This window comes from Chelatococcus sp. CO-6 (assembly GCF_001271345.1).
Classification (GTDB): domain Bacteria; phylum Pseudomonadota; class Alphaproteobacteria; order Rhizobiales; family Beijerinckiaceae; genus Chelatococcus_A; species Chelatococcus_A caeni.
On the sequence record NZ_CP012398.1, the window covers coordinates 650,214 to 673,489 of the forward strand.

22 protein-coding genes are annotated in these 23,276 nt (G+C 69.7%); 12 read left to right on the forward strand and 10 right to left on the reverse strand.

Annotated elements, in window-relative coordinates; genetic code table 11:
- Positions 1-42: 42 nt before the first annotated feature.
- Both AL346_RS03185 and AL346_RS03190 read left to right on the forward strand, forming a co-directional pair.
- Positions 43-1,038, forward strand: coding sequence for a glycerophosphodiester phosphodiesterase (locus AL346_RS03185; RefSeq protein ID WP_019403316.1), 996 nt, complete (start codon positions 43-45; stop codon positions 1,036-1,038).
- A gap of 92 nt (positions 1,039-1,130) precedes the next feature.
- Complete coding sequence (locus AL346_RS03190) at positions 1,131-2,759, forward strand: acyl-CoA synthetase (RefSeq protein WP_019403315.1); 1,629 nt, start codon at positions 1,131-1,133, stop codon at positions 2,757-2,759.
- 71 nt (positions 2,760-2,830) lie between these two features.
- On the opposite strand, the gene AL346_RS03195 is transcribed toward AL346_RS03190, so the two are convergent.
- A complete protein-coding gene (locus AL346_RS03195) occupies positions 2,831-3,019 on the reverse strand; it encodes a YdcH family protein (protein ID WP_019403314.1) in 189 nt (62 codons plus the stop codon).
- A 206-nt stretch (positions 3,020-3,225) separates the two neighbouring features.
- Here AL346_RS03195 and AL346_RS03200 point away from each other — a divergent pair, with 206 nt between their 5' ends.
- The 5 genes from AL346_RS03200 to AL346_RS03220 all read left to right on the forward strand — a co-directional run bounded on the left by AL346_RS03200 (position 3,226) and on the right by AL346_RS03220 (position 6,887).
- Complete coding sequence (locus AL346_RS03200; RefSeq protein ID WP_197286595.1) at positions 3,226-3,450, forward strand: YdcH family protein; 225 nt, start codon at positions 3,226-3,228, stop codon at positions 3,448-3,450.
- 353 nt (positions 3,451-3,803) lie between these two features.
- Complete coding sequence (purE, locus tag AL346_RS03205) at positions 3,804-4,295, forward strand: 5-(carboxyamino)imidazole ribonucleotide mutase (protein ID WP_019403312.1); 492 nt, start codon at positions 3,804-3,806, stop codon at positions 4,293-4,295.
- The gene (locus tag AL346_RS03210) at positions 4,288-5,373 is read left to right on the forward strand and encodes a 5-(carboxyamino)imidazole ribonucleotide synthase (RefSeq protein WP_026015327.1); all 1,086 of its coding nucleotides are present in this window, start codon (positions 4,288-4,290) and stop codon (positions 5,371-5,373) included. Before purE ends, AL346_RS03210 begins: the two co-directional genes overlap by 8 nt.
- Before the next feature lie 141 nt (positions 5,374-5,514).
- Positions 5,515-5,745: a 30S ribosomal protein S21 gene (gene rpsU / locus AL346_RS03215; protein ID WP_019403310.1), complete on the forward strand. Its 231-nt coding sequence runs from the start codon at positions 5,515-5,517 to the stop codon at positions 5,743-5,745.
- 251 nt (positions 5,746-5,996) lie between these two features.
- Entirely contained in the window at positions 5,997-6,887 is an 891-nt protein-coding gene (locus tag AL346_RS03220) for a tetratricopeptide repeat protein (protein WP_019403309.1), read from the forward strand.
- A 5-nt stretch (positions 6,888-6,892) separates the two neighbouring features.
- On the opposite strand, the gene AL346_RS03225 is transcribed toward AL346_RS03220, so the two are convergent.
- The 7 genes from AL346_RS03225 to AL346_RS03250 all read right to left on the reverse strand — a co-directional run bounded on the left by AL346_RS03225 (position 6,893) and on the right by AL346_RS03250 (position 14,562).
- Positions 6,893-7,765 carry an alpha/beta hydrolase gene (locus tag AL346_RS03225; RefSeq protein WP_019403308.1) on the reverse strand — a complete coding sequence of 291 codons (873 nt, stop codon included), beginning with the start codon at positions 7,763-7,765 and terminating at the stop codon, positions 6,893-6,895.
- Positions 7,766-7,881: 116 nt separating this feature from the next.
- Positions 7,882-9,282: an NAD(P)(+) transhydrogenase (Re/Si-specific) subunit beta gene (locus tag AL346_RS03230; RefSeq protein ID WP_019403307.1), complete on the reverse strand. Its 1,401-nt coding sequence runs from the start codon at positions 9,280-9,282 to the stop codon at positions 7,882-7,884.
- 4 nt (positions 9,283-9,286) lie between these two features.
- Positions 9,287-9,736, reverse strand: a complete 450-nt coding sequence (locus tag AL346_RS03235; protein ID WP_019403306.1) for an NAD(P) transhydrogenase subunit alpha — start codon at positions 9,734-9,736, stop codon at positions 9,287-9,289.
- Positions 9,737-9,788: 52 nt separating this feature from the next.
- A complete protein-coding gene (locus tag AL346_RS03240; RefSeq protein ID WP_019403305.1) occupies positions 9,789-10,925 on the reverse strand; it encodes a Re/Si-specific NAD(P)(+) transhydrogenase subunit alpha in 1,137 nt (378 codons plus the stop codon).
- A gap of 82 nt (positions 10,926-11,007) precedes the next feature.
- Positions 11,008-11,163 carry an aa3-type cytochrome c oxidase subunit IV gene (locus AL346_RS24480; protein ID WP_019403304.1) on the reverse strand — a complete coding sequence of 52 codons (156 nt, stop codon included), beginning with the start codon at positions 11,161-11,163 and terminating at the stop codon, positions 11,008-11,010.
- Positions 11,164-11,304: 141 nt separating this feature from the next.
- Complete coding sequence (locus AL346_RS03245; RefSeq protein WP_019403303.1) at positions 11,305-12,669, reverse strand: AarF/ABC1/UbiB kinase family protein; 1,365 nt, start codon at positions 12,667-12,669, stop codon at positions 11,305-11,307.
- A 69-nt stretch (positions 12,670-12,738) separates the two neighbouring features.
- Positions 12,739-14,562, reverse strand: a complete 1,824-nt coding sequence (locus AL346_RS03250; protein ID WP_019403302.1) for a M3 family oligoendopeptidase — start codon at positions 14,560-14,562, stop codon at positions 12,739-12,741.
- 209 nt (positions 14,563-14,771) lie between these two features.
- On the opposite strand from AL346_RS03250, the gene AL346_RS03255 reads away from it, so the two are divergent.
- The 3 genes from AL346_RS03255 (at position 14,772) to AL346_RS25285 (ending at position 19,969) form a co-directional block, all read left to right on the forward strand.
- The gene (locus AL346_RS03255) at positions 14,772-16,256 is read left to right on the forward strand and encodes a sigma-54 dependent transcriptional regulator (protein ID WP_019403301.1); all 1,485 of its coding nucleotides are present in this window, start codon (positions 14,772-14,774) and stop codon (positions 16,254-16,256) included.
- Positions 16,257-16,366: 110 nt separating this feature from the next.
- Positions 16,367-18,097, forward strand: a complete 1,731-nt coding sequence (locus AL346_RS03260; RefSeq protein ID WP_053193260.1) for a murein L,D-transpeptidase — start codon at positions 16,367-16,369, stop codon at positions 18,095-18,097.
- Between the two features lie 201 nt (positions 18,098-18,298).
- Complete coding sequence (locus AL346_RS25285; RefSeq protein ID WP_053193261.1) at positions 18,299-19,969, forward strand: DUF882 domain-containing protein; 1,671 nt, start codon at positions 18,299-18,301, stop codon at positions 19,967-19,969.
- An 85-nt stretch (positions 19,970-20,054) separates the two neighbouring features.
- Here AL346_RS25285 and AL346_RS03270 read toward each other — a convergent pair whose 3' ends face one another.
- Together AL346_RS03270 and AL346_RS03275 are read right to left on the reverse strand one after the other, a co-directional pair.
- Positions 20,055-20,306 carry a GapR family DNA-binding domain-containing protein gene (locus AL346_RS03270; RefSeq protein WP_019401099.1) on the reverse strand — a complete coding sequence of 84 codons (252 nt, stop codon included), beginning with the start codon at positions 20,304-20,306 and terminating at the stop codon, positions 20,055-20,057.
- A gap of 147 nt (positions 20,307-20,453) precedes the next feature.
- On the reverse strand, positions 20,454-20,762 hold the full coding sequence (locus tag AL346_RS03275; protein WP_019401098.1) for a DUF1244 domain-containing protein: 309 nt from the start codon (positions 20,760-20,762) through the stop codon (positions 20,454-20,456).
- Between the two features lie 116 nt (positions 20,763-20,878).
- On the opposite strand from AL346_RS03275, the gene AL346_RS03280 reads away from it, so the two are divergent.
- Together AL346_RS03280 and AL346_RS03285 are read left to right on the forward strand one after the other, a co-directional pair.
- Complete coding sequence (locus AL346_RS03280) at positions 20,879-21,811, forward strand: DMT family transporter (RefSeq protein ID WP_019401097.1); 933 nt, start codon at positions 20,879-20,881, stop codon at positions 21,809-21,811.
- Between the two features lie 61 nt (positions 21,812-21,872).
- On the forward strand, positions 21,873-23,198 hold the full coding sequence (locus AL346_RS03285; RefSeq protein WP_050996496.1) for a glycerate kinase: 1,326 nt from the start codon (positions 21,873-21,875) through the stop codon (positions 23,196-23,198).
- Positions 23,199-23,276 lie beyond the last annotated feature (78 nt).

A 23,276-nucleotide genomic window follows, 5' to 3' on the forward strand; every position in this document is an offset into this window, starting at 1 on the left:
TCTTCCCGTCCCGCCCGGGACGAGAGCTCGACAGGAAAAGCCATGCCGCCGTTCGCACGTTTCACCATCCTTCGCACCGGCGTGGCCTGCCTTGCCCTCCTTCTTGCCGGCGCGAGCGCGGCAGCCTTCGACCTGCAGGGCCACCGCGGCGCGCGCGGGCTCTCGCCCGAGAACACCCTTCCCGCCTTCGAGAAGGCCCTGCGCACCGGGGTCGCGACGCTCGAGCTCGACATCGGCATGACGAGCGACGGCGTGCTCGTTGTCTCGCACGACCCCAAGCTCAATCCCGACATCACGCGCGGGCCCGACGGCGCCTTTCTGGCCGGGCCGGGCAAGGCGCTGACCGCCATGACGCTCGAGGAGCTGCGGAGCTTCGACGTTGGCCGCATCAGGCCGGACAGCCGCACCGCCAAGTCCTTCCCGGAGCAGACGCCTGTCGACGGCACGCGCATACCGACGCTCGAGGATGTCTTCGCCCTCGCTGAACGCCTCGGCGCGAAGGACGTGCGCTTCAACATCGAGACCAAGTCGAGCCCGGCGCCGGATGCCGGCACGCCCGAGCCGCGCGCCTTCGCCACGGCGCTGGCGAAGGCCATCGACAAGGCCGGGCTCGGCGAGCGCGCCACGGTCCAGTCCTTCGACTGGCGCACCCTCATGGCCTTGAAGGAGGTCTCGCCCGACATCCCGCGCGTGTGCCTGACGAGCGAGGGCAATTTCGACACGCTCCAGCGCGGCAGAGACGGCGGCTCGCCCTGGCTCGGCGGCCTCGATGTCGACGATTTCGATTCGGTGCCCGCCCTCGTCACGGAGGCCGGCTGCACCACCTGGTCGCCCAATTTCCGCAACCTCACGCAGCCGCTCGTCGAGGAAGCCCAGGAGATGGAGCTGGCGGTGGTGCCCTGGACGGTGAACGAGACCGACGACATGGCGCGCCTGATCGACTGGGGCGTCGATGGCCTCATCACCGACTATCCCGACCGGGCCCGCACCGTGATGGCCGCCAAGGGTCTGCCCCTGCCCGCGCCGGTCGCGCCCTAGGCCGACGAGGCGCCTCTCCCTTTGGCTGATTGATCGCCTGCGACCTAGCCGGCTAGGCTGCCACATCGCAAGTTCCGAAGTGGACTGGAAAGATGACGGCCTCAGCCTACGACCTCGACCTCGATCGCAACCCGGCCAATTTCCAGCCGCTGACGCCGCTGACCTTCCTCGAAAGGGCGGCGAGCGTCTTTCCCGAGCGCACGGCCATTATCCACGGCAACCTGCGCTGCAATTATCGCGACTTCTATGCCCGCGCCCGGCGCCTCGCCTCGGCGCTGGCCGCCCATGGCATCGGCCGCGGCGATACGGTCTCGGTGATGCTGTCGAACACGCCGGCGATGCTTGAGTGCCACTACGGCGTGCCCATGACCGGCGCGGTGCTCAACACGCTCAACACCCGGCTCGACGCGGCCATCATCGCCTTCACGCTCGACCATGCCGAGACCAAGGTGCTGATCACCGACCGTGAGTTCTCGAAGACCGTCCGCGAGGCCCTCGCCCTCGCCAGGGCGAAGCCGCTCGTCATCGATTACGACGATCCCGAATACGACGGGCCCGGCGAGCTTCTCGGCAGTGCCGACTATGAGACCTTCCTCGCCGGCGGCGACCCCGAACACGCCTGGCAGATGCCGGGCGACGAGTGGGACGCGATCTCGCTCAACTACACCTCGGGCACGACCGGCGACCCCAAGGGCGTCGTCTACCACCACCGCGGCGCCTACCTGCTCGCGATGGGCAATGTCGTCACCTGCGGCATGGGGAAGCATCCCGTCTATCTGTGGACGCTGCCGATGTTCCACTGCAACGGCTGGTGCTTTCCCTGGTCCATCTCGGTGGTCGCCGGCACGCATGTGTGCCTGCGCCAGGTGCGCGCCGGCGCCATGTATGCAGCGCTCGCCGAGCATGGCGTCACGCATCTGTGCGGCGCGCCCATCGTCATGGCGACGCTGCTCAATGCGCCCGACGCGGACAAGCGCGATTTTCCCCAGAAGGTCTCCTTCTTCACCGCCGCCGCGCCGCCGCCCGAGGCGGTGCTCGCCGCCATGAAGGACGCCGGCTTCGACGTGACCCACCTCTATGGCCTCACCGAGACCTATGGCCCTGCCGTCGTCAACGACTGGAACAGCGCCTGGGACGACCTGCCGATGGGCGACTATGCGACGAAGAAGGCGCGCCAGGGCGTGCGTTACCTCGTGCTCGAGGGCCTCGACGTGCGCGACCCCGAGACGCTCGCCCCCGTGCCGGCCGACGGCGAAACGCTCGGCGAGGTCATGTTCCGCGGCAACGTGGTGATGAAGGGCTATCTCAAGAACAAGGCCGCCACCGACAAGGCCTTCGCCGGCGGCTGGTTCCACTCCGGCGACCTCGGCGTCAAGCACCCCGACGGCTACATCCAGCTCAAGGACCGCTCGAAGGACATCATCATCTCCGGCGGCGAGAACATCTCCTCCATCGAGGTCGAGGACGCGCTCTACAAGCACCCGGCGGTGCAGGCCGCCGCGGTCGTCGCCAAGCCGGACGAGAAATGGGGCGAGACGCCCTGCGCCTTCGTCGAGCTGAAGCCCGGAGCGGAGGCGACGCCCGAGGAGTTGATCGCCTTCTGCCGCAGCCGGCTCGCCGCCTTCAAATGCCCGCGCTACGTGGTCTTCACCGAGCTGCCGAAGACCTCGACGGGCAAGATCCAGAAGTTCCGCCTGCGCGAGATGGCCCGCGAGGTCTGAGGAGGCCGCCGGCCCAAATGAAAACGGCCACCCTCAGGGTGGCCGTCGTGCCGGTTCAGCCGGCAGATCTGTCAATGTATCGATTGCGATATCGTCGTATGACGCAAGCGCTCCATCTCGTCCTTCAACTGCAGCTTCTTGCGCTTGAGTTCCGCGATCTTGAGCTCGTCAGCCGAGGGGCTGGCCTGCACCGTTTGGATCTCCCGCTCAAGCGCTTCGTGCCGCTTTGCGAGCTCGGCCAGATGGGCGTTCAAAGACATCGCTTTCCTCCTTCGGATCACTCCGACGACAGAACTGTGACACAGCATTGTGGCGGAGTCGAAGCAGATTCCGCCATCAGCGGCGCACCGGCGGCGAGCAGTGGGCAAGCCACCCTTTTTGCACGGGCTCGGCTTGCCGAGCGTGCGGCCACGCCGCATACTTCGCGCTCCCGTCATTCACCGGGCCGATGCCCCCGGGCAGCGCCATGATGACTATTGATATCGACGACGAAGACGAACGCCAGCAACTGTTGGGCGAACTCAATCGCCTGCGCGAGGAGCACCGCGACCTCGATGCGGCGATCGCGGCGATCGAATCCGTCGGCCCCGCCGACCAGTTGCAGATCCAGCGGCTGAAGAAGCGCAAGCTCATCCTCAAGGACCGCATCACCTTTCTCGAAGACAGGCTGACGCCGGACATCATTGCGTAGCGACAGTCGGCAGCCGGCAGTCGCGCGGGCATCACCTCGCCGCAACCGGAAGCAACCTCGTGTCCCGGACGCATGCAGCGAGAGCGGAATGCGATCCGGGACCCAGCGCAAGAAACTGCCGAAGGCGCGGTGTGAATAGGCCCCGGCTCAGCACCGCATCATTTCATGCTGCGGTGCGTCCGGGGCACGAGCGTGCGCAGGGTTGAAGCGCAGGCACGCCGCGACCCTACCCCGCCGCGTTTGCCGGACGCATGCAGCGTCGGCGAGACGCGAGAGCGGAGCCGATTGCCGATTGCCCACTGCCCGCCTGTTACTGTATGCCCCGCGCGGAAGGCTTTTTCGCAGGATCATCAATGACGACGCACACGCCGGTCGCCATCGTCATGGGCAGCCAGTCGGACTGGGAGACCATGCGCCACGCGGCGGAGACGCTGGCCGCGCTCGACATCGCCTACGATGCGCGCATCGTTTCCGCCCACCGCACGCCCGAGCGGCTTTTCGCCTTCGCCAGGGGCGCGCGCGACGAGGGCTTCAAGGTGATCATCGCCGGGGCCGGCGGCGCGGCCCACCTGCCGGGCATGGTCGCCTCGCTCACCCCGCTGCCGGTCTTCGGCGTACCGGTGCAGTCGAAGGCCCTGTCGGGCCAGGACAGCCTCCTGTCGATCGTGCAGATGCCGGCCGGCATTCCCGTCGGCACGCTCGCCATCGGGCGGGCCGGCGCCGTCAACGCCGCCCTTCTCGCCGCCGCAGTCCTCGCCCTCTCCGACACGGCGCTCGCCGCACGCCTCGACGACTGGCGTGCCGCCCAGAGCGCGGCCGTTGCCGAGCGGCCGCAGGATGACTGACGCGATGCTCGCCCCCGGCTCCACCATCGGCATCCTCGGCGGCGGCCAGCTCGGCCGCATGCTGGCGCTCGCCGCCGCCCGCTATGGCCTCAAGGCCCATATCTACGCGCCCGATCCCGACAGCCCCGCCTTCGAGGTGGCGGCCCGCCACACCGTCGCCCCCTACGCCGACGAGGGGGCGCTGGTCGGCTTTGCGGCGAGCGTCGACGTCGTCACCTACGAATTCGAGAACGTCCCTGCCGATACGGCCCACATCCTCGAATCGCACGTGCCGCTGCGCCCCGGTGCGCGGGCCCTCGCCGTGGCCCAGGACCGGCTCGAGGAGAAGACCTTCGTCAGCAACCTCGGCATCGCCACCGCCCCTTTCCGCGCCGTCTCCAACGAGACGGACCTGCGCGCCGCCCTCGCCGCCCTCGGCCGGCCGGCCGTGCTCAAGACGCGCCGCTTCGGCTACGACGGCAAGGGCCAGGTCATCATCAGGACGGGCGACGACCCGGCGGCCGCGCTCGGCGCCATCGGCCACGTGCCGGCGATTCTCGAAGGCTTCATGCCCTTCTTGCGCGAAGTGTCCGTGGTGGCGACGCGTGGCCTCGACGGCAGCGTCGCCGCTTACGACCTGTGCGAGAACGAGCACCGCGACCACATCCTGCACATCACGCGCGTGCCCGGCACCCTGCCCGCGGACCTGTGCGACGAGGCGCGCGCCATCGCCGGGCGCATCGCCACGGCGCTCGACTATGTCGGCACGCTGTGCGTCGAGATGTTCGTCGTCGAGACGGACGGCGAACCCCCGCGCCTTCTCGTCAACGAGATCGCACCGCGCGTGCACAATTCCGGCCATTGGACGATCGAGGGCGCCAAGACCTCGCAGTTCGAGCAGCATATCCGCGCCGTCTGCGGCTGGCCGCTCGGCTCGGTCGCGCTCGTCGGGCCGGTGGAGATGACCAACCTCATCGGCGACGACATGGCCGCCTGGCCGGAGCTCCTCGCCGAGGAGGGCGCGCATCTGCACCTCTACGGCAAGGCGACCGCCCGGCCCGGTCGCAAGATGGGCCACGTCACCCGCGTCAAAACCTGAGGTGGAGACCGGTTTCCGGCGCCGGACCTGTGGACAGGCGCCATCCGATCTGTTATCCACCCTGCCACGGTTGTGGCGCGCCGTTCGCGCCATTACGGCGTTTCGCCACTCACCACGAATTCAAAAGCGGGAAGACGACGCGTGCAGGTTCTCGTTCGCGACAACAACGTTGATCAGGCGCTCCGTGCGCTGAAGAAGAAGATGCAGCGCGAAGGCATCTTCCGGGAAATGAAGCTCCGCGGCCACTACGAGAAGCCGTCGGAGAAGCGCGCCCGCGAGAAGGCCGAGGCCGTCCGCCGCGCCCGCAAGCTCATGCGCAAGCGCCTGCAGCGCGAAGGCCTGCTGCCGAGCAAGCCGAAGCCGACCCGCTGAGGGGCCGCCGCAGCGGGGGCGCCTCTCGCCTCCGGCATCGCGGCATTGGCGTATCATCACGGGGTCCGGGCCCCGGCAGCGCAAGCGCCCTCCTCGCGGATGGGCGCTTTGTTTGCATGTGCCCGCCGTCCCGCCTCTCGGGGAGCGCCAGCGAGGTCCCGGCCGCGCCGGGGCGTTCACGCTCCTGCCTCACTTGTGTCCCAGAACCGGCACGCAACAAACGATCAACATGTTCGGGGTGGAGGATTGACGTGAACGAACGGGGGAAGTCGGCCTCTGGCGCCATCCTGTCGGCGACGACGCTCGGCCGCGGCCTGCTGCCGCTTGCGGTGGCACTGGCCCTGGCCGGCTGCGAGACGGTGGGCGGCGTCGGCGGCTCGCGCGGCGTGGCGGAGTTCGTGCAGGACAATACGGACGCGAGCAAGACCAACCTCGCCTCGCTGTCGGAGGTGATCCGGGCCAACCCGAACGATCCCCAGGCCTATAACGCCCGCGGTGCGGCCTATGCGCGCTCCGGCCGCTATAGCGACGCGATGAGCGACTTCAACCAGGCGATCAAGCTCGATCCGAATTTCGCCGCGGCCTACACCAACCGGGCGCTGTCGCTGCGCCAGACCGGCCGGGACGACCAGGCGCTGGCCGACTTCAACCGTGCCATCCAGGCCGACCCCAATTACGGCCCCGCCTATCTCGGCCGCGCCAATCTGCTGCGCGTCAAGGGCGACTTCAACCAGGCGCTGGCCGATCTCTCCAGGGTCATCCAGCTCAACCCCGAATCGGCCGAGGCCTATCATGCCCGCGGCCTCGTGCACCAGCGCCAGGGGCAGAACGAGCTCGCCATCGCCGACTTCCGCTCGGCCATCGACCGCAACCCCTTCGCCGGCGCGCCCTATGCCGCGCGCGGCCAGAGCCTCGTCGCCGTGGGCAAGTACCAGGAGGCGATCGAGGACTTCAACGCCGCCCTCAACGCCGACAACCGCAATGCGGTGGCCTGGGCGTGGCGCGGCGTCGCTTTCGAGCGCCAGGGCGACCGCGCGCAGGCGACCGAGTCGTACCAGCGGGCGCTGTCCATCGACAGCAGCAACCAGGTGGCGCGCGAGGGCATGTCCCGCGTTGGCGGCGGCCTCGCGCTGTTCCGCTGATCCCCCTACCGCCGGCCGGCCTCCTGCTGCGCCGGAACGGTCAGAACATCCGTGCCGGCGACCCTCCCTGCGAGGGTATCGGCGATGAAGCGCTGGATGTGCGGCACCGCGCCATGGTCGAAGAGATCGACATGGCCACCGTCGACAAAGCGGACGAAGCGGCGCGCCGTCACGGCAAGGCCGAACAGCGCTTCGCCATGGGCGAAGGGGATGACACCGTCGCGCATGCCGTGCAGGATGAGCATCGGCACGCCGATGCGGCCCACGATCTCGTCGCTGCGGAACTGGTCGTTCATGAGCAGCGACACCGGCACGAACGGATAGATGCCTGAGGCCACCTTGGCCGTCGACAGGTAGGGCGCCTCGAGGATGACCCCGGCCAGCCGCTGCTCGGCCGCAAGGCGCACGGCAACGCCCGTGCCGAGCGATTCGCCATAGGCGAAGAGCCGTTCCGTACCGAAACGCTCGGCGGCATAGGCATAGGCCGCCGCGCCGTCACGGTGCAGGCCCGCCTCGCTCGGCCGGCCGGTCGACCCGCCATAGCCCCTGTAGCTGACGGCAACGAGGCCGGTACCGTCCGCGACCAGCTGCCGGAAGCGGCTGACGCGGAAGGCGAGCGCGAGATTGCCCGCATTGCCGTGGAAGAAGACGAGCACCGCCCTGTTCGGCGCCGGCGGCACCACCCAGGCATTCAGGCTCTCGCCGTCGCTCGTCTCGAGCTGCACCTGCTCGAGCCCCGGGATGGCCGCCACGCTGCCGTCGATCGGCGCGGCGTCGGCGGGAAACAGCAGGTCGCGCTGGAAGACGACGAGCCCCGCCACCATCAGCCCGTAGACGACGGCGAACAGCGCAGTGGCGTTGAGCGCGACCTTGATCATGTCTGCGCCATATCACGAGCAGGCCTGCAGCCGCCAGCCACGGCCTCGTGAGGCGCGCCCAGGAAAAAGGCCGCCTCGCGGCGGCCTTTCCGATGTCCGTTGCAAGAGCGCGCCTGTCAGTCCAGCGCCTTGACGATCTCCTCGACCATCTTCTTGGCGTCGGCGAAGAGCATCATGGTGTTGTCCTTGAAGAACAGCTCGTTCTCGACGCCGGCATAGCCCGAGCCCATGCCGCGCTTGACGAAGAGCACGGTCTTCGCCCTCTCGACGTCGAGGATCGGCATGCCGAAGATTGGCGAGGCCGGGTCGGTCTTGGCCGCCGGGTTCGTCACGTCGTTGGCGCCGATGACGAAGGCGACATCCGCCTGCGCGAACTCGGAGTTGATGTCCTCGAGCTCGAACACCTCGTCGTAGGGCACGTTGGCCTCGGCGAGCAGCACGTTCATGTGGCCCGGCATGCGGCCCGCCACGGGGTGGATGGCGTATTTGACCTCGACGCCCTCGTGCTTGAGCTTGTCGGCCATCTCGCGCAGCGCGTGCTGGGCCTGCGCCACCGCCATGCCGTAGCCCGGCACGATGATGACCTTGCTCGCGTTCTTCATGAGGAAGGCGGCGTCGTCGGCCGAGCCCTGCTTGATGGGCCGCGCCTCGGTCTCGCCGGCTGCCGCCGTCGCGCTCTCGCCGCCGAAGCCGCCGAGGATGACCGAGATGAACGAGCGGTTCATCCCCTTGCACATGATGTAGGACAGGATGGCACCCGAGGAGCCGACCAGCGCGCCCGTGATGATGAGCGCGAGGTTGCCCAGGGTGAAGCCGATGCCGGCCGCCGCCCAGCCCGAATAGGAGTTGAGCATCGACACGACGACGGGCATGTCGGCGCCGCCGATCGGGATGATGAGCAGCACGCCGAGCGCGAAGCTGACGAGCGTGATCAGCCAGAAGACGAGGCGGCTCTCCGTCAGCACGAAGAGGACGATCAGCACCACGAGCGCCACGGCGAGCGCGATGTTGATGGCGTGCCGGCTCGGCAGCATGATCGGCTTGCCGCTCATGCGCCCGTCGAGCTTGAGGAAGGCGATGACCGAGCCGGTGAAGGTGATGGCGCCGATGGCGACGCCGAGCGCCATCTCGACGAGGCTGCCACCGTGGATGGTGCCGACCTGGCCGATGTCGAAGGCCTGCGGCGCATAGAGCGCGGCCGCCGCCACCAGCACCGCCGCCATGCCAACCAGCGAGTGGAAGGCCGCGACCAGCTGCGGCATCGCCGTCATCGGCACGCGCTTGGCGATGACCGCACCCGTGCCGCCGCCGATGGCGATGCCGACGATGACGAGCAGCCACGCGAGCCCGCCCGCCGGCGGATGGCCCACCAGCGTCGTCACGATGGCAAGGCCCATGCCGATCATGCCGTAGAGGTTGCCCTGCCGCGACGTCACCGGATGCGACAGGCCGCGCAGCGCGAGGATGAAGAGGACGCCCGCGGCGAGGTAGAGAAGGGTCGAGAGATTGGCCGACATTCGCTCAGCCCTTCTTCTTGTACATGGACAGCATGCGCTGCGTGACGAGGAAGCCGCCGAAGATGTTCACGGAGGCGAAGATGAGGGCGATGAAGCCGAAGATCCGCGCCCACACCGGCCCGTCGCCGAGCACCGGCGCCGTCTCGACGCCGACGGCGAGCAGCGCGCCGACGACGATGACGGAGGAGATGGCGTTGGTCACCGACATCAGCGGCGTGTGCAGGGCCGGCGTCACCGACCAGACCACGTAGTAGCCGACGAAGACCGCGAGCACGAAGATGGCGAGGCGGAACACCGTCGGGTCGACGGCGCCGCCCGTCGCGGCATGGGCGGCGGCACCCAGCGCCGCGGCCGCCTGATCGGCATAGCTCTGTGCGGCTTCGGCCGCTTGTCTGGCGACGTCGGCCGCCGCACGGGCCTGTTCGAGCGCCTGTTCCGGCGTCAGGTTGGCCATGGCTCGCTTCCCCCTGCTGATCCTCGCCCCGGACGGGGCCTGTCGGACTGTCTTAACCCTGCGGCTGGAAGGCCGGATGGACGACGGCGCCGTCGCGCGTCAGGCAGGTTGCCTTGACGAGTTCGTCGTCCCAGTTCACGGCAACGGCCTTCGTCTCCTTGCTGACGAGCGTCTCGACGAAGGCGTAGAGGTTCTTGGCGTAGAGGCTGGAGGCCGTGGCCGCGAGCCGCCCCGGCACGTTGAGGTGGCCGACGATCTTGACGCCGTTGTGCACCGCGACCTCGCCGGGCTTCGCCAGCTCGCAGTTGCCGCCGCGCTCCACCGCGAGATCGACGACGACCGAGCCCGGCTTCATCGATTCGACCATCGCCTTGCTCACGAGCTTCGGCGCCGGCCGGCCCGGAATGAGGGCGGTGGTGATGACCACATCCTGCTTGGCGATATGCGAGGCGACGAGCTCCGCCTGCTTCTGCTTGTAGGCGTCCGACATCTCCTTGGCGTAGCCGCCGGCCGTCTCCGCCTGCTTGAATTCCTCGTCCTCGACGGCGATGAACTTGGCGCCGAGCGATTCCACCTGCTCCTTCGCCGCGGGGCGCACGTCGGTCGCCGTGACGACGGCGCCGAGGCGCCGGGCGGTGGCGATGGCCTGCAGGCCCGCGACGCCAGCGCCCATGACGAAGACACGTGCGGCCGGGACGGTGCCCGCCGCCGTCATCATCATCGGGAAGGCGCGGCCGTATTCCGCTGCCGCGTCGACCACGGCGCGATAGCCGGCGAGGTTCGCCTGCGAGGACAGGACGTCCATCACCTGCGCGCGGGTGATGCGGGGCATCAGCTCCATCGAGAAGGCGGCGACGCCGGTCTCGGCGAGGCCCTTCACGGCGGCCTCGTTGCCGTAGGGGTCCATGATGGCGATGACGAGCGCGCCCTTGTTGACGCCCTTCAGCGCCTGAGGCTCCGGCCGCCTGACGGCGAGCACGATGTCGGCGCCCTTCACGGCCTCCGCCGCCGTCTTGGCGATGGTCGCCCCGGCGGCCTCGTAGTCCGCGTCCGTGACGCCGGAGGTGAGCCCCGCTCCGGCCTCGACCGCGACGGTCGCCCCGAGCGCCGTGAACTTCTTCACCGTCTCCGGCGACGCGGCCACGCGGCTTTCGAGATGAGCCGTCTCCTTCGCAATCGCGATGCGCATTGTTTCCCCCCGGGAACAAGGCCATCCCGCCAGGGCAGGGGCCGATCGTGATGAAAACCGCGGGGCCCGGCCGGGCCCGCTGTCAGAGCAGGAAGATCGCCAAGAAGACGAAGACGAGCACGACCGCGATGGTGGCCCATTTCGAGAAGGTGATGAACGCTGCGTAGGTGCGCTCGTGGGCGGGATAATCCATGTCCGGGTGCCCCCCGGCGGGAACGGCGTGCTTGTGCTCTGCCATGGTAATCCTCGGTATGATCCGGCGTCGTCCGGCTTTACCGCAAGGTGTCGCCGCATGCAACGCGGGCCGCGACAGCGTGGCCCCGTTCATTTGGCGGGCTCTGCTATTAAACCGTTTTAATCGACGCGCAAGAGCGATTCTTCATGCCGGCGCGGAAAGGCCGGCGGCGGACAGGGCCCTGCCCTGCGCCGCCGCGACCGTATCGAGGCTGAAACGGTCGATCTCCGCCTCGAACAGCCGGTGGAAATTGAGCTCCGCCTTGAGGTGCAGGAAGACCGCCCCGAGGCCGATGGCCGCCCGGTCCATGAAGACGAACTCGCGCGGCACGCGCACCGGCCCCTTCTCGCGCAGCGCCTGCTTGACGCGCCAGGCCTCGCGCCGGCCGTATTCGCCGGGCGCCACGCCGTCGGCGATCGTGCGCACCCGGTCGTCCAGCAAGGGGCCGTAGATGAAGCGCGCCCACAGGTTGAGCACCTCGATGAGGTCCTTGCGCAGGCCGCGGAAGCCCCAGGTCTCGTAGGCCGCGACGACCCGGTCCGGCTCGTCGTCGCGCAGGCCCTGGTAGAGGTCCACCACCCCGCCCACGAAGCGGGCGGGGAAGATGCGGATGCAGCCGTAATCGAGCAGGTTGATGCCGGCGGCGTGGCCCGCCGCATCGTCGAAGACCGTGTAGTTGCCGAGATGCGGATCGCCGTGGATGACGCCGAAATGCGAGAAGGGATGCCACCAGGCCTTGAACATGGCCGTGGCGAGGCGATTGCGGGTCTCCAGCGGCGCCTGCTTGTAGTCGAGGATCGGCCGCCCCTCCAGCCAGTCGAGCGTGAGCAGCCTCAGCGTCGACAGTTCCGCCCACACGCCCGGCACCCGCACCTCCGGCACGTCGGCGAGCATGTGGGCGTAGAGCGCGGCATGGCGCGCCTCGCGCCGGTAGTCGAGCTCCTCGCGCAGCCGCGCGCCGATCTCTTCCTGGATCTCGGCCGTGTCGATCTCCGGGCTCAGCCGTCGCTGCACGGCGAGCAGCATGCCGAGCTGGCTGAGGTCCGCCTCGACGGCCGACTGCATGTCCGGATATTGCAGCTTGCAGGCGAGCGGCGCCCCGTCGTGCGAGCGCGCCCGATGCACCTGGCCGAGGGACGCGGCCGCCGCCGGCTGCAGGTCGAAGGCGCCGAACCGCCCGGCCCAGTCGGGCCCGAGCTCGGCCATCATGCGCCGGCGCACGAAGGCCGCCCCCATGGGCGGGGCCTGCGACTGCAGCTTCTGCAGTTCCGCCGCATATTCCGGCGGCAGCGCGTCCGGGATGGTGGCGAGCAGTTGCGCCACCTTCATGAGCGGACCCTTGAGGCCGCCGAGCACGCCCGTCAGCTCCGCCGCATAGCGCGAGCGGTCGGCATCCCGCCCGAGCACCCGCGTGCCCACCATCCGCGCGGCGATGCCGCCCACATTGGCGCCGACTCGCGCATAGCGGGCCGCACGCGCCGAGAACCGGTTGCCTTCGGGATCGCTCATGGGGCGTTTTCTCCAACTGCCCCTATCTGGTGTCGAAGAGACCGGATTGCGACTGCCACGAGCGCCCCCTCAATCCTCCAGCCCCTCCAGCTCCGTGATCAGCCGGTCGACCATGCCGAGGCCGATCTGCCAGAAGGCCGGGTCGCGCGCGTCGAGGCCGAAGGGGGCGAGCAGCTCCGAATGGTGCTTGGTGCCGCCGGCCGCGAGCATGGCGAGATAGCGCTCGGCGAAGCCCTCGCGGGCGCCCTCGTAGACGCCGTAGAGCGAGTTCACCAGGCAGTCGCCGAAGGCATAGGCGTAGACGTAGAACGGCGAATGGATGAAGTGGGGGATGTAGGCCCAGAACACCTCGTAGCCCGGGCGCAGGTCGACGCTCGGGCCGAGGCTCTCGGTCTGCACCTTCAGCCATAATTCGCACAGCCGCTCCGAGGTGAGCTCGCCGGCCCGCCGCTCGGTGTGGACGAGCCGCTCGAAGGTGTAGAAGGCGATCTGCCGCACCACGGTGTTGATCATGTCCTCCACCTTCGCGGCGAGCATGGCCTTGCGCTGGCGCTTGTCGCTCGTGGCGTCGAGGAGGCGGCGGAAGGTCAGCATCTCGCCGAAGACCGAGGCCGTCTCGGCCAGCGTCAGCGGCGTCGGCGCCATGAGCGCGCCGTTCGGCGCGGCGAGCACCTGGTGCACGCCGTGGCCGAGCTCGTGGGCGAGCGTCATCACGTCGCGCGGCTTGCCGAGATAGTTGAGCAGCACATAGGGGTGCGCGGAGGGCACGGTCGGATGCGCGAAGGCGCCCGGCGCCTTGCCCGGCCGCACCGGCGCGTCGATCCAGCGCTCGTCGAAGAAGCGGCGCGCGATGTCCGCCATCTGCGGCGAGAACTCGCCATAGGCGCCGAGCACGGTGTCGCGCGCCTCCTCCCAGCCGATGGTGCGCATCTCCACCTTGGGCAGCGGCGCGTTGCGGTCCCAGTGCGCCAGCTTGTCCTTGCCGAACCAGCGCGCCTTGAGCGCGTAATAGCGGTGCGACAGGCGCGGATAGGCCTCGTGCACGGCCTTGACCAGCGCCTCCACCACCTCGCGCTCGACGCGGTTGGCGAGATGGCGTGAATCGGCCACGTCCTCGAAGCTGCGCCAGCGGTCCGAGATCTCCTTGTCCTTGGCGAGCGTGTTGGTGACGAGGGTGAAGGTGCGCAGATTGGCGCGGAAGACCTGCGCCAGCGCCTCCGCGCCGGCCCGGCGCACCTCTTCCTGCGGCTCCTGCAGCTTGTTGAGGGTCGGCTCCAGCGTCAGTTCCTCGCCGTCGACGGTGAAGCGCAGCGAGGCGATGGTCTCGTCGAAGAGCCGGTTCCAGGCCGCCCGGCCGGTGACCGACTTCTCGTGGAAGAGCTGCTCGATCCTGTCGTCGAGCTGGAAGGGCTTGTCCTTGGCGATGTCCTCGAGCCACGGACGCCAGTGGGCGAGCGGCGCCCGCGACGCCGCAGCCGCCAGGACCTTGTCGTCGATGCGGTTGAGCTCGAGCGTGAAGAACAGGAGATCCGAGCTCGCCGCCGTCAGGCGCTCCTGCGTGTCGCCGTAGAACTTGCCGCGCTTCGGGTCCGTCGTGTCGCCCGAATAGACGAGCCCGGCGTAGGACATGAGCCGGCCGAGAAGATCCTCCAGCTTCTCGTAGCGGGCGACCACCGCCGCGAGCTGCTCGCTCGCATCCGGCGCCGCCGCCATCGCGGCGAGCTTGCCCCGATAGGCGGCGGCGAAGGCCTTGCACTCCTCCTCCGCCTGCGTGAGATCGTCGGCGAAGGCCTGCGAATCCATGCCCGGATAGAGATGCGACAGGTCCCATTCCGGCAGGCCGCCGAGCGTGTTGCCGTCCCGCGCCTGCGCGCCCGTGCTGCTGTTCGTCATCGTCTTCCTGTCGTTGTCCGCTGCCCCGCATGCCCTTGCCGGCCGCGGGACGATTCCGTTTCGGGCCGATCATCGGGCTTTGAACCGCGATGATCAACGCCGCGACGCGATGCAAGATCCGGCGGCCGCGCGCGGCTGCGTTAACAAGAGCTTTACCGTTCTCGCCCAGCATCGCCCCGAAACGGAACACAGCCGGGCGATTGAGCGAGATGACGACGATCCTGATCGTGGACGACGACCCGGTGCAACGCCGCCTCGTCGAGGGCATGGTGCGGCGCTTCGGCTATGAGCCGCTCATCGCGAGCTCGGGCGAGGAGGCGCTCACGCGGATGACCGGCGGCCAGCCGCCCGTCGATCTGGTGCTGCTCGACCTCGTCATGCCCGATCTCGACGGCATGGGCGTGCTCTCGGCGATGCGCGAGAAAGGCATCGCGCTGCCCGTCATCGTGCAGACCGCGCACGGCTCCATCGAAACCGTCGTCTCGGCCATGCGGGCGGGGGCGGCGGACTTCGTCGTCAAGCCGGTGGGGGCGGAGCGCCTGCAGGTCTCCATCGCCAACGCCCTGCGCACGGATGCGCTGGAGGACGAGATCCGCCGCATGAAGCGGCGCGTCGAGGGCGCCCTCTCCATCCGCGACATCGCCACGCGCAGCGAGGCCATGCGGCGGGCGTTACACCTCGCCGAGCGCGCGGCGCGCTCGGGCATCCCGGTGCTCATCGAGGGCGAATCGGGCGTCGGCAAGGAGGTGCTGGCCCGCGCCATCCAGGGCTCGGGCGAGCGCAAGGGCAAGCCCTTCGTCACCGTCAACTGCGGCGCCATTCCCGAGAACCTCGTGGAATCGACCCTGTTCGGCCACGAGAAAGGTGCCTTCACCGGCGCCACGGAAAAACATGCCGGCAAGTTCGTCGAGGCGAGCGGAGGCACGCTCTTCCTCGACGAGATCGGCGAACTGCCGCTCGACGCGCAGGTCAAGCTCCTGCGCGCCATCCAGGAGGGCGAGGTCGATCCGGTCGGCGGGCGCCGGCCGGTCAAGGTCGACATCCGCCTCATCTCGGCGACGAACCGCAGCCTGCTCGACCTCGTCAAGCAGGGCCGCTTCCGCGAGGATCTCTACTACCGCCTCAACGTCTTCCCGATGACCCTGCCGCCGCTGCGCGCGCGGCGCGAGGACATCCCGGAGCTTGCCCTCGGCTTCCTCGCCCGCTTCGCCGCCGAGGAGGGCAAGCGCGTGCGCGCCATCGCGCCAGAGGCCATGGCGCTCATCACCCGCTACGACTGGCCGGGCAACGTGCGCCAGCTCGAGAATGCGATCTTCCGCGCCGTCGTCCTCGCCGACGGGCCCGAGCTGACGGTGGCGGAGTTCCCGCAGATCGCGAGCCAGGTCGACGGCTATGCGGTCGACATCCCGCCCGCCCCCGTGGGGCCGGCGCCCGCCCCTGCCCCGGCGCGCGAGATCGTCCATGTCGAGGTCCGCGATCCGGGCAGCCTGCGCCTCCTCGACGACATCGGCGACGTACGCCCGCTCGCCGACATCGAGGCCGACGCCATCCGCTTCGCCCTCAGCCACTATCGCAGCCACATGTCCGAGGTGTCGCGCAAGCTCGGCATCGGCCGCTCGACGCTCTACCGCAAGCTCAAGGAACTCGGCCTCGCCGAGGCCGCGGATGGGGACGCGGACGGAACCATCGAATGAAGACGGCAGGTATGACAGCACACGGTGCCGAACCTCTCACCATGCGAATCGTTTACAAGACAGCCGGTCCGGCCGACACGGCGGCCGGACCGGCGGGAAAGGGGGCACTCATGCGGGCAAGCGCTGCAGCGTGCATCGTCGCCGTTGGCACCGGTCTTCTGACCGCCACCATCGCGGGCCGCGCAGCGGCCGAGCCGGCTTTGCCGGCGCAGTCTGAGAGCCTCGTCCTGCCCACCCCGCCCGCTGCGGCGGTCGACGTGACGGACATCGCCCCAACGGAGCGCGAGGCACCGCGGCCTGCAACGCCCTCGCCCGCACGCGCGGACGCGCTAGCCCCGCCCGATCTCCCGGACATCGCGGTGTCGATCACCGCGGACGAGCCCTCCGTCGCCCTGGCCGGCCGCATCCTCGATGCGCGCGACTGGGCGCTGCCGCGCCTCGGCGAGGAGCAGCGCGGGGCGGTCCGCGCCTTCTACGAGGCGCGCGGCTTCAATCCCCTGTGGATCGCGAACGGCGCCTTCACGCCGGCGGCCCGCAAGGTCATGGCGGTGCTTCAGGGCGCGGCGGCCGACGGGCTCGACCCTGCCGATTATCCGCTGCCGCAGGTCGATGGCCTCGAGGGCGACAACCGTGGCAAGGCGCTCGCCGATGCCGACCTGAAGCTCACCGCGGCCGTCGTCCTCTATGCGCGCGATGCGCGCGGCGGGCGCATCGAGCCCACGAAGCTGTCGAAGCTGCTGACGCCGACGCGCGAACTGCCCGAGGCGGGCGACGTGCTGGAGCGCCTCGGCGCCGCCGCGGATCCCGGTGCCGCGCTCGCGGCCTACAACCCGCAGCACGCGCAATATGCGGCGCTGAAGCGCAAGCTCGCGGAGGTGCGCTCCGAACGGCCGGCGCAGACGCCCATGGTGCGCGTGCCCAAGGGCCCGGCGCTGCGGCTCGGCATGCAGGACGAGCGCGTGCCGCTCATCCGCGCCCGCTTCGGCCTCGACGTGACGCCGGACGGCGACCACACCTATGACGAGAAAGTGGCGGCCGCCGTCGCCGACTTCCAGCGCGAGCACGGGCTCGCCGCCGATGGCATCCTGGGCGCGCAGACGCTGGCGGCGCTCGGCGGCGGCGTGACGACGAGCGGCCGCCTCGAGGCCGACATCCTCGCCAACATGGAGCGCTGGCGCTGGCTGCCGGCCGACCTCGGCGACCGGCACATCTCCGTCAACATCCCCGCCTACATGGTCCGCGTCCTCGACCGGGGCGAGGTGATCCACGAGGCGCGCGTCATCGTCGGCAAGCCGGAGACGCCGACGCCCGTCTTCTCGGACGTGATGCGGCACGTCGTCGTCAATCCCTACTGGAACGTGCCGCCGTCGATCCTTCGCAACGAGTTCCTGCCGCGCATGGCCCAGGACCCGGACTATGCGGCGCGCCGCGGCTACGAGGTGATTCGGCGCGGCAACAGCATTTCGATTCGCCAGCCGCCCGGGGAGCGCAACGCGCTCGGCCACATCAAGTTCATGTTCCCCAACCAGCACGCCGTCTACCTGCACGACACGCCGAGTCGCTCCCTCTTCAAGCGCGGCGAGCGCGCCTTCAGCCACGGCTGCGTGCGGGTGGACGATCCCTTCACCTTCGCCGAGATCGTCCTCGGCGAGGCCTGGCCGCAGTCGCGGATGAAGAAGCTGATCGGCAAGAGCGAGCGCCTCGTGCGTCTCCCCGAACTTATCCCCATCCATCTCACCTACTTCACCCTCGTCGTCACCGACGAAGGCAAGCTCGTCCGCTACCCGGATATCTATAGCCACGACCAGCGTGTCGCGGCCGCGCTCCGCGATTTGCACTGAACGTGGCGGCAGGAGCGAGCGATCGGCATTATTTTGCCATCGTCTCGCCTTAACCGGTTCTTGTCCGCAGCCGGCCCCGGCGCTAACCTTGCGTTAAGGCTTTGCGGTAAGAGTTCGTTCATCGTTTGACTGACGGTCGCGTTCCAGGCCGTCTCAGCAACGGATGAGTTGGCTTTGTATTCGACACGCTTCAGGCAAGCGTTGTCCCGGGTAGGGCCTTGTTCGCGTGCCGCGTGCAAGATCCTGATCGCCTGTGCCGCGGTCGTCGCCGGGACCCGCAGTCTCCAGGATGCGGTCGCCAATGGCGACACGCGGGCGATCAGCCTGTACCAGACCCATACCAAGGAAAGCGTGACCGTTACCTTCAAGCGCAACGGGGTCTATGACCGCGAGGCGCTGGAGAAGCTCAACTGGATCCTGCGCGACTGGCGCCGGGACGAGCCCATCGCCATGGACCCCAAGCTGTTCGACGTGGCCTGGGCCGTGCACCGCGAGGTGGGCTCCCGCCAGCCGCTCCATGTCGTCTCGGGCTACCGCGCGCCGGAGACCAACGCCATGCTGCGCCGCCGCTCCAGCGCGGTCGCCAAGCAGAGCCAGCACATGCGCGGCAAGGCGATGGACTTCTACCTGCCCGACGCCAACATGGCCCAGGTGCGCGCCATCGCGATGCGGCTGCAGCGCGGCGGCGTCGGCTATTATCCGACGGCCTTCAACCCCTTCGTGCATCTCGACGTCGGCAGCGTGCGCTCGTGGCCGCGCATGACGCGCGACCAGCTCTCGCGCCTCTTCCCCGACGGCAAGACCGTGCACATTCCCGCCGACGGCAAGCCGATGGCGGGCTATGAGCTCGCCCGCGCCGAGATCATGTCGCGCGGCGATGCCGTCGCCGGCTCCTACACGGCCTATGCCGAAGCCGAATCGGCCCAGCCGAGCGGCTCGCGCAAGAGCTTCTGGGCTTCCCTCTTCGGCCTCGAGGAGGAGGAGGACGAGGATTTCGCCAAGCCGAACGGCAACACGCGCACGCGGGTCGCCTCCTCCGGCGCCGCTCCCTCGGGCGGCGATGCGGCGGTCGCCGACAATAGCAACGTGTCCTTCTTCCTGCGCGACCGGCGCGGCGGCAGCGCGCCGGCAGCGCAGCCGCAGGCGCCCCGTCCCACCGCGGTGGCGGCCGTCGCGCCTCAGGCGGAGCCGCAGGTCGCCCAGGCTCCAGCAGCAGCGGCCCCGGCAACGGCGCCGCTGCCCCAGGCCCGGCCGGACGACATCACCCCTGCAGCCGCACCGGCCGCCGAGGCGCCCGTCGCCCTCGCCCTGGCGCCCGTGCCGCCGCGTCGGCCCGAGGATGCCATCGCCTCCGTCAACGCCATCGCCGCGACGGCCGTCGTCGCGAATGTTCCCGTGCCGCCCAGCCGGCCGGTCAGCTTCGCCGCCGCCGGCCTAGGCTCGCAGGAGATCGGCACGCGCGCCTCGTCCGACGAGAGCGGCGCCCTCGCGGCCCTCGCCGCGGCAGCGGCCACCCGTCCGCCCGCGACCCGCGTCGCCGGCCTCGTGCCGATGGCCTATGCCGCGGCCGACGTGCCGGTCCCGCCCATCCGGCCCGGCCTCACCGCCGCCGTCTCGCCGGCCGTCGCCGAGGAGGCGAGGCCCGCGCCCCAGGTGCGCCGTCCTGTCGCCGCGGCGGCCGTGCCCCGCGTCCTGCGCCCGCTCTTCGGCGGCGATCCCGTCGAGCCGCCGACTCCCTCCTCTCGCATCGCGATGGCCCACGCGGCCGCCGACACCTCCCCGGCACCCGTACCGGCAGGCCGGCTCGCGGCAGCGGCCTTCACGCTCGCGCTGCCGCTTCGGACCGACGGTCCGGAGGCCCCGCAACCCTGAGGCGCAGCGGCGCGAACCCGGACAACAAAAAGCCCCGGCAGGACCGGGGCTTTTTGTTGGGCCGGTGCGGCAGCCTCGCGGCGCCTCACATGCCGAGCGCCTGCATGTAGAGCTCGAGGATCGCCTCTTCTTCCTGGCGCTCCTCCGGCGGCTTCTTGCGCATGCTGACGAGCCTGCGGATCGCCTTGGTGTCGAAGCCGCGTCCCTTGGCTTCGCCATAGACCTCCTTGATGTCGCCCGCGATGGCCGCCTTCTCCTCCTCGAGCCGCTCGATGCGCTCGATGAACTGCTTCAATTCCTCGGCGGCAACGCCACTGTCGGCAACGTCGTTGACCATATGTCTCTTCCGTCTCACTGATTGGAAACGGGCGACCTCCGGCCGCCCGCGCGCGAGCCGCGCAGACTAGTGGCTCCGGCGCGGATTGGAAGAGGGCGGGGGCGCTCGCCTGCCGCATGTCCCCGCTATCCCGGTGTCAAGGCCGGATCAGCCGTGGCCATGGCCCGCTTTGGTGAAGGCTGCCTTCTGCTCCGGCGTCGCCTCCTTCTGGTAGCGCTCCTTCCAGTCCTCGTAGGGCATGCCGTAGACATGCTCGCGCGCATTCGCCCGGTCGAGCGTCAGCGAACGCTCGGCGGCCGCTTCCTCGAGCCAGTTGGACAGGCAGTTGCGGCAGAAGCCGGCGAGGTTCATGAGGTCGATGTTCTGCACGTCGGTGCGCTCGCGCAGGTGCTTCACGAGCCTGCGGAAGACCGCAGCCTCGAGTTCGGTCATCGTATGGGCGTCGATCTGCTGCATTGCCGCTCTCCTTCCTCGCCGGTCCGGCCGTCGCGAGGAACAATGGTGACGAAAGCCGCAACTTGCCATAGGAGGATCGGGACCGCGACCTCCCGCTGCCGACCGCCGGTGCCCCCTTGAGCGTCACCTCGCCCTCCAAGGCCACGCATTCGCCCTCGCCGCTCGCGCTCGGCGCGCTCTTCGCCGCGGCGCTCGCCATGGGCGTGTCACCCGTCCTCGTGCGGCTTGCCGACGTCGGGCCCTTCGCCAGCGCCTTCTGGCGCGTGGCGCTCGCCTTGCCCATCCTCTGGGTCTGGATGCAGGCGGAAGAACGCGGCCGCAGGGCCGCGCCGTCACGCCCCTTCGGCCGCGGCACCGTGCTCGCGGGCCTGTTCTTCGCCGGCGACCTGTTCTTCTGGCATCTCGCCATCATGAACACGACGATCGCCAACGCCACCTTCTTCGCGACGACGGCGCCGCTCTTCGTCGTGCTGGCGAGCTGGCTCGTGCTGCGCCGCCGGGTCGCCGGGCCGGTTCTCGTCGGCCTCGCCTTCTGCCTCGCGGGCGGGGCGGCCCTCATCGGCCAGAGCCTCGACATCGCGCCGCAGCGGCTCGTGGGCGACGGCTTCGGCATCGCCACGGCCGTCTTCTTCGGTTTCTACTTCCTCGCCGTCGAACATGCGCGCAAGACGACCGGGGCCGCCCGCGTCACCTTCGAATCGAGCCTCATCACCGCCGCCATCCTGCTCGTCGTGGCCCTCGTCATGGAACCGCACATCCTGCCGAAGAGCGCTTGGGGCCTTGCCGTCCTCGTCGCGCTCGCCTGGTTCAGCCACGCCGGCGGCCAGGGGCTGCTCGCCTTTGCCCTCGGGCACCTGCCGGCCACCTTCTCCTCCCTCGTCATCTTCCTGGAAGCGGTCTTCGCCGCGGCCTTCGGCTGGCTGATCGCGGGCGAGGCCTTGACGCTGGTGCAAACGGCAGGCGGACTGCTCATCCTGTTCGGCATCTGGCTCGCGCGGCCGAAAGCCCCGCGCACCGCAGCGGAACGACAATCGCCCGTGCCGCACTAGCAGCCGGGCGCCGGGAGGAACGAGGGAGAACGACATGGCCGAGGGCTTGGGCGACGAAGGCATGGCGAACCAGGACGCGGCGCATCTGTCCGGCCCCGTCGGCGCACGCCGCGCCGTGCTGGAGGCGGTCTTCGAGGCTGCCGTCGCAGCCGCCCACCCGCGCCTCTGCCTGCCGCAGCACCTGCCTCCCCCGCCGGCCAACGGGCGCATCATCCTGCTCGCGGCCGGCAAGGCCGCCGCATCGATGACAGTCGTCGCCGAGGAATTCTACGAGAGCGAATACCGCCTCCCGCGCGAGCGCATGACCGGCATCGCCGTGACGCGGCACGGCTACGGCCAGCCCACGCAATGGATCGAGATCGTCGAGGCCGGGCACCCCGTGCCGGACGCCGCCGGCCTTGCCGCCACGGAGCGGGCGCTCGCCCTCGCCGCGGGGGCGCATAAGGAAGACCTCGTGCTCGTGCTTCTGTCCGGTGGCGGCTCCGCCAACTGGATCGCGCCGGCCGGCAACCTGACGCTGGCGGAGAAGCAGGGCATCACGCGCGCGCTGCTGCGCTCCGGCGCCTCGATCGACGAGATCAACGCCGTGCGCAAGCACCTGTCGCGCATCAAGGGCGGGCGCCTCGCCCGCTGCGCCGCCCCGGCGACGATCCTGACCCTCGCCATTTCCGACGTGCCGCGCGACGACCCCTCGACGATCGCCTCCGGCCCGACGGTGCCGGACCCGACGACGCTCGCCGAGGCGCGCGCCATCGCCGCGCGCCGGGGCGTTCCCCTCACCGCCTCGGCCGAGGCGTTGCTCGACGATCCGGCCAACGAATCGCCCAAGGCCGGCGACCCGGCCTTCGCCCACAGCCGCTTCGAGATCATCGCCCGCCCGGCCGACTCGATCGCACTCGCGGCGCGCACCGCGCGAGACGCCGGTTATGAGCCGATCGTCCTCGGCGCCGACCTCGAGGGCGAGGCGCGCGAGGTCGCGGCCGACCATGCGCGGCAGGCGCTCGCCCTGCGCGAGGCCGGACGTCGGGCCGCCATCATCTCCGGCGGGGAACTGACGGTGACGCTGAAGGGCAAGGGACGCGGCGGCCCCAACCAGGAATACGCTTTGGCGCTCGCCCTCGCCCTCGACGGCGCCGCGGGCATCTCCGCCCTTGCCGGCGACACCGACGGCACGGACGGCGGCGGCGGCGCCGCGAGCGACCCGGCGGGCGCCATCGTCGACGAGACGACCGTCGCACGGGCACGCGGCATTGGCCTCGATCCCGCCGCATCTCTGGCCGACAACGACTCGACGCGCTTCTTCGAAGCCCTCGGCGACCTTCTCCTGCCCGGTCCCACACGCACCAACGTCAACGATTGTCGCGTGATCCTCGTCGACGACCGCTAGGATGCGCCGGTGCGGACGACGAGGAGCGCGTTGACATTCCATGCCGCGACGCTCAAGACCTGTATCGATTAGATGCTC